Source organism: Streptomyces atriruber (assembly GCF_001418325.1).
GTDB classification, from domain to species: Bacteria; Actinomycetota; Actinomycetes; order Streptomycetales; family Streptomycetaceae; genus Streptomyces; species Streptomyces atriruber.
Genome location: NZ_LIPN01000513.1, coordinates 1 through 10,131, shown reverse-complemented (window position 1 = coordinate 10,131; position 10,131 = coordinate 1). Strand labels below are relative to the sequence as shown.

General features: G+C 73.9%; 7 protein-coding genes. 4 read left to right on the top strand and 3 right to left on the bottom strand.

What is annotated here, in order from left to right; all coding sequences use genetic code 11:
* Nucleotides 1–793: 793 nt before the first annotated feature.
* The 4 genes from AOK03_RS37370 to AOK03_RS37355 are packed head-to-tail and all read left to right on the top strand — an operon-like array spanning nucleotide 794 to nucleotide 5,551.
* A complete protein-coding gene (locus AOK03_RS37370; protein WP_244177901.1) occupies nucleotides 794–1,981 on the top strand; it encodes a polyprenyl synthetase family protein in 1,188 nt (395 codons plus the stop codon).
* Nucleotides 1,978–3,510, top strand: a complete 1,533-nt coding sequence (locus tag AOK03_RS37365) for a phytoene desaturase (RefSeq protein ID WP_055569826.1) — start codon at nucleotides 1,978–1,980, stop codon at nucleotides 3,508–3,510. The genes AOK03_RS37370 and AOK03_RS37365 overlap by 4 nt, the downstream gene beginning before the upstream one ends.
* Nucleotides 3,507–4,535 (top strand): phytoene/squalene synthase family protein, encoded by a 1,029-nt coding sequence (locus AOK03_RS37360; RefSeq protein ID WP_055569825.1) that lies wholly within the window; start codon nucleotides 3,507–3,509, stop codon nucleotides 4,533–4,535. The genes AOK03_RS37365 and AOK03_RS37360 overlap by 4 nt, the downstream gene beginning before the upstream one ends.
* Nucleotides 4,532–5,551 carry a Rieske (2Fe-2S) protein gene (locus tag AOK03_RS37355; RefSeq protein WP_055569824.1) on the top strand — a complete coding sequence of 340 codons (1,020 nt, stop codon included), beginning with the start codon at nucleotides 4,532–4,534 and terminating at the stop codon, nucleotides 5,549–5,551. The genes AOK03_RS37360 and AOK03_RS37355 overlap by 4 nt, the downstream gene beginning before the upstream one ends.
* A 92-nt stretch (nucleotides 5,552–5,643) precedes the next feature.
* Here AOK03_RS37355 and AOK03_RS37350 read toward each other — a convergent pair whose 3' ends face one another.
* The 3 genes from AOK03_RS37350 to AOK03_RS37340 all read right to left on the bottom strand — a co-directional run bounded on the left by AOK03_RS37350 (nucleotide 5,644) and on the right by AOK03_RS37340 (nucleotide 10,091).
* Nucleotides 5,644–7,692 (bottom strand): ATP-binding protein, encoded by a 2,049-nt coding sequence (locus AOK03_RS37350; RefSeq protein ID WP_055569823.1) that lies wholly within the window; start codon nucleotides 7,690–7,692, stop codon nucleotides 5,644–5,646.
* A gap of 108 nt (nucleotides 7,693–7,800) precedes the next feature.
* The gene (locus tag AOK03_RS37345; protein ID WP_055569822.1) at nucleotides 7,801–9,366 is read right to left on the bottom strand and encodes an FAD-dependent oxidoreductase; all 1,566 of its coding nucleotides are present in this window, start codon (nucleotides 9,364–9,366) and stop codon (nucleotides 7,801–7,803) included.
* Complete coding sequence (locus tag AOK03_RS37340) at nucleotides 9,363–10,091, bottom strand: class I SAM-dependent methyltransferase (protein ID WP_055569821.1); 729 nt, start codon at nucleotides 10,089–10,091, stop codon at nucleotides 9,363–9,365. The genes AOK03_RS37345 and AOK03_RS37340 overlap by 4 nt, the downstream gene beginning before the upstream one ends.
* Nucleotides 10,092–10,131 lie beyond the last annotated feature (40 nt).

Here is a 10,131-nt window from a genome sequence, read left to right as displayed (position 1 = left end):
GAACGGTGCGGCGCGGGAGGCCCCCGCCTCCCGCGCCGCACCGTTCCTCCCCGCGGGAAGACCGCGCCCCACGCGCATGACTTCCCGGCTATTGCAGCGCTATTCGAACAACCCACCCCTGGCGGCAACGAAATGCACGCCCTGTCAGATATTCGAACTGATGCCGGAACCCGTCGAAACCTCGGGCGCCCCCGCACCCAAAGCTCCTAGTCGGGCTCCAGAAACTGATCACCCCCACGTCTGGCACCGGGGACGCGACTGCTCGCCGTCCGCAACGCCGGACCTATTGATCGTTAGTGGTCGCCTCGCGCCCGAACAGCTGAAGCACGGACAATCTAGAGCATGGGGACGGGTATGGAGAGGGGATGTGTGGAATTTGTGCCCGCCCTTTGCGCCCGGATCGGCGATTCGGTGAACGCTCACACAACTGTGACGGCGGAGACACACCGTGTGACCAGCGACGATGCATCTTCCTGCGGCCAAGGGCGCCGTCAACCCGGAGCTGACGCCACCGCGCCGAGGTCCGCATGCGTGACGCAATTTCGACCCAAATTCAGCAACCGGATGGCCAATTCCATGGCCATGGCGGCGAGTTGCGGACGGCGCGCACCGGTAGCACCGCCTCCGCCCGCGCCGCGGCGGTGACGTCCCGTTTCGTGCCGTGCGGGTGCATCCGACCGGCCCTCGACGGCCGAAGCGTTCTGTAGCCCGTACCGATCAACTGCCACGGCTGGGAGGACGCTCCATGCGCTCGGGACCCGCGGAGGGGACGCAGCAGAACACCCTGGGTGGTGTGAGCGCACATGAGGGCGCACGCGAGACCGCGCACGAGGGCGCACACGAGGGCGCACGTGACATCGACGCCGACGTGTCCGCCGCGGTACAGCGCACGTTGGAGGAGATCCTCCACCGGCGGATGGAGGAAGCCAGGGCCATCGACCCCACGTTCGCCGGGGACATCGCGGCACGCGTGGCCCGGTTCACCCTGCGCGGCGGCAAGCGCATCCGCTCCCGGTTCCTGTGGTGGGGGCTGCGGGCGTGCGCGGGCGGCGCCGAGCCCGGTCAGATGGACGCGGCGCTGCGGCTGGCCGCGGGACTCGAACTCATCCAGACGTGTGCCCTGGTCCACGACGACGTCATGGACGGCTCGCCGCTGCGCCGGGGCAGGGACGCCGTCCACGTGGAACTCCAGAACCAGTACGGCCCCTGTATGCAGCGCGCCCGGCCGTTCGGAGTGGCCGCCGCCATCCTCGCGGGCGATCTGGCGCTCAGCTGGGCCGACGACGTGGTCGCCGCGACCGACCTCGACCCGGTGCGGGCGTCCCGGGTCCGTGGACTGTGGCAGGCCATGCGGGCGGAGATGGTCGCGGGGCAGTACCTGGACCTCCAGGCGCAGGCCACCGGCGCCCGGTCGATGATCAGATCCGTCCGGACCGCCGCGCTCAAGAGCGCCCTGTACTCGGTGGAGCGTCCGCTGGCGTTCGGGGCGGCGCTGGCCGGTGCCGACGAGGCGACGACCAGGGCACTGTGCTCGGCGGGTCGCTGTGCCGGCATCGCCTTCCAGCTCCGGGACGACCTCTTCGGCGCGTTCGGCGAGCCCGGGGAGACCGGCAAGCCCTCCGGGGACGACATCCGCGACGGCAAGGGCACGTACCTCCTCGCGGTGGCCACCGCCCGCGCCGAGACCGCGGCGGACCACGACGTGCTGGCGCTCCTGGACCGCTGCGTCGGCAGGGCGGATCTGGCGGACGACGACGTGCAGCGGGTGCGGGAGGCGTTCGTGACGACCGGGGCCCGCGGGATCGTCGAGGACAAGATCCGCCGTCTGGTCCGGCAGGCGAACCGTCACCTCGCCGCCGGTGCCCTGGTCCCCCACGCGGACCAGCGACTGCACGAACTCTTCTGCCGCGTGGCAGGCCTGCCCGTGGCCGACGAGACCGCGGCCCTGCACATTCCCTGGACCGAGAGCGGGAGCCGATGAGGACCATTCCTGGGCGGACCGACCATGTGGTGATCGTCGGCGCCGGGCTCGCCGGCCTGTCGGCCGCCCTGCATCTGCTGGGTTCGGGCCGCGCGGTCACGGTGGTCGAACGGGCGGACCATCCGGGCGGCCGGGCCGGGCTCCTGGAGCGGGCGGGCTACCGGATGGACACCGGCCCCACGGTCCTGACCATGCCGGAACTCCTCGACGACGCCTTCGCCGCGGTGGGCGAGACCCTGCGCGACCGCCTCGACCTCGTGGCGCTGCACCCCGCCTACCGGGCCCGGTTCGCCGACGGCAGCTCACTGGACGTCCACACCTCCGCCGAGGCCATGGAAGCCGAGATCGAACGCTTCGCCGGTGCCCGGCAGGCCGTGGGATACCGGCGGCTGCGCGCCTGGCTGACGCGGCTCTACCAGCTCCAGATGCGCCGGTTCATCGACGCCAACTTCGACTCCCCGCTGCAGCTGCTGACCCCCGATCTGGCCCGGCTCGCCGCCATCGGCGGCTTCGGGCGCCTGGACGCGCGCATCGCCTCGTTCATCTCCGACGAGCGGCTGCGGCGGGTCTTCTCCTTCCAGGCGCTGTACGCGGGCGTGCCACCGGCCCGGGCCCTGGCCGCCTATGCGGTCATCGCCTACATGGACACCGTCGCCGGGGTCCACTTCCCGCGAGGCGGCATGCACGCCGTGCCACGGGCCATGGCGGCCGCCGCCGCGGACGCGGGCGCCGACGTCCGGTACGGACACACGGTCCAGCGCCTGGAGCGGTCCGGTTCCCGGATCACGGCCGTCGTCACCGACCAGGGCCGCATCCCCTGCGACGCGGTGGTCCTCACCCCGGACCTCCCCGTCGCGTACGGACTCCTGGGCCGCGCGCCGCGCCGCCCGAGTCCACTGCGGCACTCGCCCTCAGCCGTGGTGCTGCACCTCGGCAGCGACCGCACCTGGCCCCAGTTGGCCCACCACACGATCTCCTTCGGGTCGGCCTGGAAACGCACCTTCGACGAACTCACCCGCACCGGGAACCTCATGTCCGACCCGTCCCTGCTCATCACCCGGCCCACGGCCACCGACCCCGGCCTGGCACCGCCCGGCCGCCACCTGCACTACGTGCTGGCCCCCTGCCCCAACACCGACATCGGTCCCGCCGCGCGGGACTGGACCGACCTCGCGCCCCGCTACCGCGACAGCCTCCTCGCCGAACTGGAGCAGCGCGGACTGACCGGGATCGGGGCGGCCATCGAAGAGGAGTGCCTGGTGACCCCCGCGGACTGGACAGCCCACGGCCATGCCGCGGGCACCCCGTTCTCCGCCGCCCACACCTTCCCGCAGACCGGCCCCTTCCGACCCCGCAACCTGGTGCGGGGCACGGACAACGCGGTCCTCGCGGGCTGCGGTACCACGCCCGGTGTGGGCGTGCCCACGGTCCTGATCTCCGGCAAGCTGGCGGCCGCGCGCATCACCGGTCCGCCGCGCACGGCGCCTCGTGCCCCGGGACGGCCCGCGCCCACCGCAGAGCGCGGATGAGCACCCGGGAGCTGGACGCGGCGTCGATCACCGACCCCGCCCTGCGCGCCGCCTACAGCCACTGCCGACGCCTCAACGCCCGCCACGGCAGGACGTACTTCCTGGCCACCCGGCTGCTGCCGCTGGAGCGACGGCCCGCCGTGCACGCCCTGTACGGCTTCGCGCGGTGGGCAGACGACATCGTCGACGACCTGGAGGTCACCACCGCGCCCGCCGAGCGCTCCCTGGCGCTGCGGCGGCTCGAGGACCAGCTGGCCCAGGGGCTGCGGACCGGGTCGAGCAGCGAACCCGTCGTGACGGCCCTGGCCGACACCGCCCGCCGGTACGCCATCGACCCGCGGCACTTCAGTGACTTCATGACGTCCATGCGCCAGGACCTGGAGGTGACCGAGTACCCCACCTATCGCGACCTGGAGCAGTACATGCACGGCTCAGCCGCCGTCATCGGCCTGCAGATGCTGCCCGTGCTCGGCACCGTCGTCCCCCGCGCCGAGGCCGCACCGCACGCCGCCGCCCTCGGTGTCGCCTTCCAGCTCACCAACTTCCTGCGGGACGTGGGCGAGGACCTCGACCGCGGCCGGACCTATCTGCCCGGGGAACTGCTCGCCGCGCACGGCGTCGACCGCACGCTGCTGCACTGGAGCCGCACCACCGGGCGCACGGACCCCAGGGTCACCGAGGCGCTGAAGGCCGCCGCCGCCTTCACCCGCGGCGTCTACCGCACGGCGGCACCGGGCCTTGCCATGCTCGACCCCGTGGCACGCCCCTGCATCCGCACCGCCTTCGTGCTGTACGGCGCGATCCTGGACGCGATCGCCGACGACGGATACGCCGTCCTGCACCGGCGGGCGGTCGTCTCCCGCCGCCGCCGCGCCACGGTCGCCTGCGACGGCCTGATCCGGCTCGCCGCCGCCCGGCTGCGGCAGCGTAGGGACGGCGGCCCCGCGCTGCCGCCCGTCCCGCCCGACCACGCGCCGTCGCCCGGCGGCGCGTGCACCCCACCGTCCCGGAAGGAACCGGTATGAGCGGCAGCCGCTCCCCCGAACCCGGGCGCTACCCCTTGCGGCTGCGCCGTCGGCCCGTCGCCTGGGAGGACCAGCGCCCGACGTGGCGCGAGGCGCGCCCCGCCGTGATCGCCGCCGCGTTGAAGCGCGCCCGCAGCCGCCCCTCCGGCAACTGGTACGTGGTGGGCGGCGCCCGGCAGCTCGGGGACGACCGGCCGCTGGGCCGCACGGTGGCGGGCCGGGAGATCGTCCTGTGGCGCGACGCCGAGGGGGCCCTGCGGGCGGGCCCGGGGGCCTGCCCGCACCTGGGCGCCCCGCTCAAGGACAGCCCGGTGCGCTGCGGCACGTTGATCTGCCACTGGCACGGAATGTCCCTGGACGGGGAGCCGTTCGCGGGCTGGAGCCCCTACCCGGCCTTCGACGACGGCGTCCTGCTCTGGGTCAGGCTCGACGACGTCGGCGGCGAACAGCCGCTGGACCGGCCCGTGCTCCCCCGGCGCCCCGACCCCGCGCACAGCGTGGCGGCCGTGATGACGGTGGGCGGACGCTGCGAGCCCGAGGACGTCGTCGCCAACCGGCTCGACCCCTGGCACGGCGCGTGGTTCCACCCGTACTCCTTCGTCGATCTGACCGTGGCCCCCTTCGCGGACGACGACCGGGACGATCCGCAGCAGGACGCGTTCACCGTCGACGTGTCCTTCAAGGTGGCGGGGCGCGCGGTCGTGCCGGTGCGGGCGGTCTTCACCGCGCCGGAGCCCCGTACCGTCGTCATGCACATCACCCATGGCGAAGGCGCGGGTTCCGTGGTGGAGACCCATGCGACGCCCCTGGGCACGGACCGGGCGGGGAACCCCCGTACCGCGGTCGTCGAAGCGGTGATCGCCACGTCCGGGCGCCCCGGCTTCGTCGCCGCGAGGGCCGCCGCGCCCGCGCTGCGGCCGCTCATGCGGGCGGCCGCGGCCCGGCTGTGGCGCGACGACCTGGCGTACGCGGAGCGTCGCTGGACCCTGCGCAGCTCGGGCCGGTTCCCGGGCTGAGCGTGGTTCCCGTACGCGGAGCGTCGCTGGACCCTGCGCAGCTCGGGCCGGTTCCCGGGCTGAGCGTGGTTCCCGTACGGGGATGGGAGGCGTCACACCCCGCTGGAGAGGCGCCCTTCGACCGCCAGGGCGACCACGACGCCCGGCTCGGCCTCCATGCCCCGCTGGAACGCCCGGTCGAAGACCGCGTCGCCCGCCGTTGCGCGGGCCGTCCGCCAGCACGTCTCCCGCAGCTCCCGCAGCTCGGGCATGCCCCGCTGGGTGTGCCCCACCGAGCGCCAGCACGACTCGCCCGCGCCGGAGAGCAGCGCCGCCGTCTCGCCGCGGCCCTGTGCCGCGGCCGCCGCGGCCAGCAGGTCCATGCCGAGTGCGACGCCGAAGCTGTCACCGAGCCCGCGTTTGCCCGCCAGCATGGCGCGGGCGTGCTCGGTGGCCTGGTCCGGTTCGCCCTGGAGGAGCGCGATCAGAGCCAGTTGGTAGTCGGTGTAGGCCCGCGTCCAGCGCTCGTCGCGCGCCACGCAGCCGGCCCGCAGCGAGGCGGCCTTCCGCGCCGCCTCCGTCAGCCGGCCGAGACCCGTGAGGGCGAACACCTCGACGAGGTGGCAGCGCAGGACCGAGGGCGAGGCGAAGGGGGACGCCGGTGCCTGCCGGAGCGCGTCGACGGCCACGGTGTGCGCCTCCTCGGCCTGACCGGCCAGCAGATGGGTGATGCCCAGCAGGTAGGCGGCCGCGACGCGACCTTCGGCGTCGTCCGAGCGCGCCGCGTCCCGTGCGCAGCGACGGCCGATGTCCTTGGCCGTGCGGTGGTCCCCCTGCAGCAGGGCGGCCACGCCGAGCGCCCATTGCGCCCTGGCCCGTTCCGGGGTGTGGGACGGGGCGAGGGGCAGGGCGCGGGTCAGATAGGCGCGGGCCTCGCGGAGGTGGCCGCAGCAGCTCCAGAAGAAGCCGACCAGGCCCGCGAGTTCCACGGCCCGGCGGGGCTCCGCGCCGACGAGGTGGTCCAGCGCCGCGCACAGGTCGGTGTGGGCCTCGTCGATCGTCCGGTACCAGGCGGCCTGGTCGCGTCCGAGCCAGCCCGCGTCGGCCGACCGGGCCAGGGCGAGGAAGTGCGCGGCGTGCCGGTTCCGGAGCGTCTCGCGCTGCCCGAGTTCGCCGAGCCACATCCAGCCGTAGTCGCGGACGCTGCCCAGGAGCCGGAACCGGCCCTCCGGCCTGCGGCTGACCACCGACTTGGCCGTCAGCCCGCGCAGCGCGGTCCCGACCGCCTCGACGGACATCGGCCCTCCTGAGCAGACGCTGCGGGCGGAGTCCTCGTCGAAGGCGTCCCGGAAGACCGAGAGGCGCGCCCAGAGCAACCGCTCCAGCGGATCGCAGAGTTCGTGGCTCCACCCCATGGCGGTGCGCAGGGAGCGGTGCCGTCGGGGCCAGACGGGCCGCACGGCCGTCAGCGTGGGCTCCTGCGCGTGCAGACGGCTGCGCAGTTCCTTGAGGGTGTGGTGCATGACTTGCGCGGCGGCGAGCTCCAGGGCGAGGGGGACGCCGTCGAGCAGTCGGCAGATCTCGTCGGCGTCCTCGTCCTGCTGGGCGGTACGCATGCGCAGGGCCGGAGCAACGGCGACGGCGCGGTCGATGAAGAGGGCCGTCGCGTCCCCGTCCTGGGGCAGCGGGCCGATCTCGATGACGGTTTCGACGGGCAGGTCGAGCCGCTGCCTGCTGGTGACCAGGACGGTGAGGTGCGGGCAGGCGGTGAGCAGTTCGCCCAGCAACTCGCGGCAGGCGGCGACGAGATGCTCGCAGGAGTCGAGCACCAGCAGGGTCCGCCGGTCGGACAGCCAGCCGCAGAGCGCCTCGGTGGGCCTGCCGTGCGTGTGGTCCGCGAACCCGACGGCGTCCGCCACGGTCTCGATGAGCCGTCGCTCGTCCGGCAGGGCTCCCGGATCGGCCCAGCAGGTCTCGCCCAGCGCCTCGGCCTCCGCGCCCGACAGGGACCAGAGGGTGTGGGAGGCGAGCCGGGTCTTGCCCACGCCCCCCACTCCGGTCAGGGTGATCAGCCGATGCGCGGTGAGAGCCCGGATCAGCCTGTCCCGCTCGGCCGCACGTCCGACGAAGAGGTCCTCGGGCTCCGGAACACTGCCTAACATATGGACATTCTCCACCAGTTGTCCGGACGACGGATCACGTGATCGCTCGGTCGAGTGAGCACTGGGTCAGTGGGTCGCCCGGCCACGGGGCCGGGCCGGTTCCCGAGGTCATGTGCCGACCAGCCGGTTGAGTGCCCGCAGCGCCCGCACCCGCCCCCGGTCCGGGACCGACCACAGTGTCTGGCCGTGCAGCCCCCAGCGGGCGAGCAGTGCGTTCGCGGCGAGGAATCCCGTGGTCACGGCACGCTCCATCAGGGCGGCCGGCAGATCGGTGCGGACCAGGTCGCCGGCGACGGTCAGGGCCGGGTCCGCGGTGTGCACGGTGGGCCGGTCCTCGTAGCCGCCCACCTCGAACAGCGGGCAGTCGGCGCGCCATTCGTGCCGCTCGTCCACGATCTTGGCGTCGCGCGTCTCGGGGTAGACGCGGTGCAGCTGCACGCGCAGGCGCTCCTGTTCCGCCGTCCGGTCGGCGCCCGGATCGACCGCGTAGGCGTGCAGTTCGACCACCGAGCCGCCCGTGCGGGCGACCCAGCGCAGGGCCTCGCCCTCCCACCGTTCCAGCACGCTCACATTGTCCAGGGACCCGTATCCGCTGGTGCCCATGAACCCGGGGCGGTCGGCGGCCACGGGGCGGTCGAGCCACAGCCGGGAGACGAGGAAGGGCGGTGCGGTGCGCAGCCGCATGATCCGCTCCCGCCAGCGGCGGTCGGCCAGCCGGGGCGATCGTGCGACGACATGCTGCAGGCCCGCCGTGTCGAGGGCGAGCACCACGGTGTCGTGGGGTGTTCCGCCGTTCTCGGTGGTGACGCGGAACCCGCCGCCCGGGGCCGGCTGCAGGCTCTCCACCGCGTCGCCGGTGCGGATCTCGACGCCGTGACCGGTGAGATAGGCGGCCAGCGGCTGCCAGAGGGCCGCGGGGAAGGGTTCCTGCGGTACGTCGAAGAGCAGGCCCTCGCTGGAGCCGAGGAAGTAGATGTGGAACATGAGGGCGAGTTCGGCGGCCGAGAGCCGGCGCGGGTCGGCGAAGAAGCTCCGGGAGAACACCTCGAAGGCCAGGTGGTGGGCCGCTTCGGGGAACCTGATGCGTTCGAGGAGCTCTTGCGCGCTGGTCCGGTCGAGCTGCCGGTAGATCTCGGGGACGCGCACGTCCATCAAGGGGAGGGCGGCACGCGGATTCATCCGGGCCAGGTCGCGCCCGCCGAACGTGGGGCTCAGCGCGGCGAAGCCGAGTGCGCTCCACGGCGGAGTGCGCGGCACCTTCGCGAAGCTGTCCCGGAATCCCGCGCTGTGCCGCAGCGGATAGTCGGGCAGGGCGGTCAGCATGCTCAGGCCGGGGTCCACCCGGCGCAGCAGGCCGCGCAGGTTGTAGTACTGACGGAAGAAGGCGTGGAAGCCGCGGGTCATGGTCGCCGTGGAGCCGTCGGCGAGCTCGATGGGCCAGCCCGCCAGACGGCCGCCCAGCTGGTACTCGCGCTCGTACAGGGTCACTTTGACGCCGCGTTCGGCGAGGGCCGTGGCGGCGGCCAGACCGGCGAGGCCGCCGCCCACGACGGCCGTCGTGCGCGTCTGGCCCCGGGGCACGCGCGCGAGTCCGGACGGTGCCTGCCACACCCGGGCGCGGCGGTCGCGGCCGCGGCGGGCCGCCGCGGCCGGCGCCGTGACGTCACGGTTCATCGGGCCGCCCTGCCGGAGTCGTCGGCCGAGGCCAGCACGGTGTGCACGATGCCGGTCTGCCAGCCGGGCATCGGCAGGACGCGCACGCGCGAGAAGCCGGCCCGCCGGGTGCGCGCGGCGAACGCGTCGGCGGTGTCGAAGCCGGACACGCTGCGGGACAGGTGCCGGTAGAGGGCACCGTCACCGGTCAGGGTGCCCGCCGGCTGCACCACCGCCTTGCAGACCGCCGTCCACACCAGACGGTCCATCAGACGCCCGCTGAGGGTGTACTCGTGCACGGCCAGCCTGCCGCGCGGGGCGAGCAGCGCGCGGACCGCGGCGAGAACGGCGTCCGGGTCGGCGAGGTTGCGGAAGAGATAGGCGGCGAAGACCGCGTCGAAGGGCCCCTCCACGCCCGCCTGTGCCAACTGCTCGGCGGGGGCGTGCACGAACGTCACGGTGGGCGGCCAGGGTTTGGCCTCGGCGCGCTCCAGCATGCCCGCCGACGCGTCGACCGCGACGATCTCGGCCAGTGGGGCGGCGCCGCGCAGCGCCGCGGTGGAGGCGCCGGTCCCGCAGCCCAGGTCGAGCAGCCGCAACCCGGCGCCGCCGCGCGGCAGTTGCAGCCGCCGGGCGGAGCGGCGCAGGTGCGCGTGGTAGCCGGGGTTGGCCGCGACCAGCCGGTCGTAGGTGCGGGCGGCATGGTCGAACGCGGCGGACAGGGTGTCGTCGCGCAGCACGGTCATCTCAGTTCTCTTTCCGGTCGGCAGTCCTGTCTCTTATACA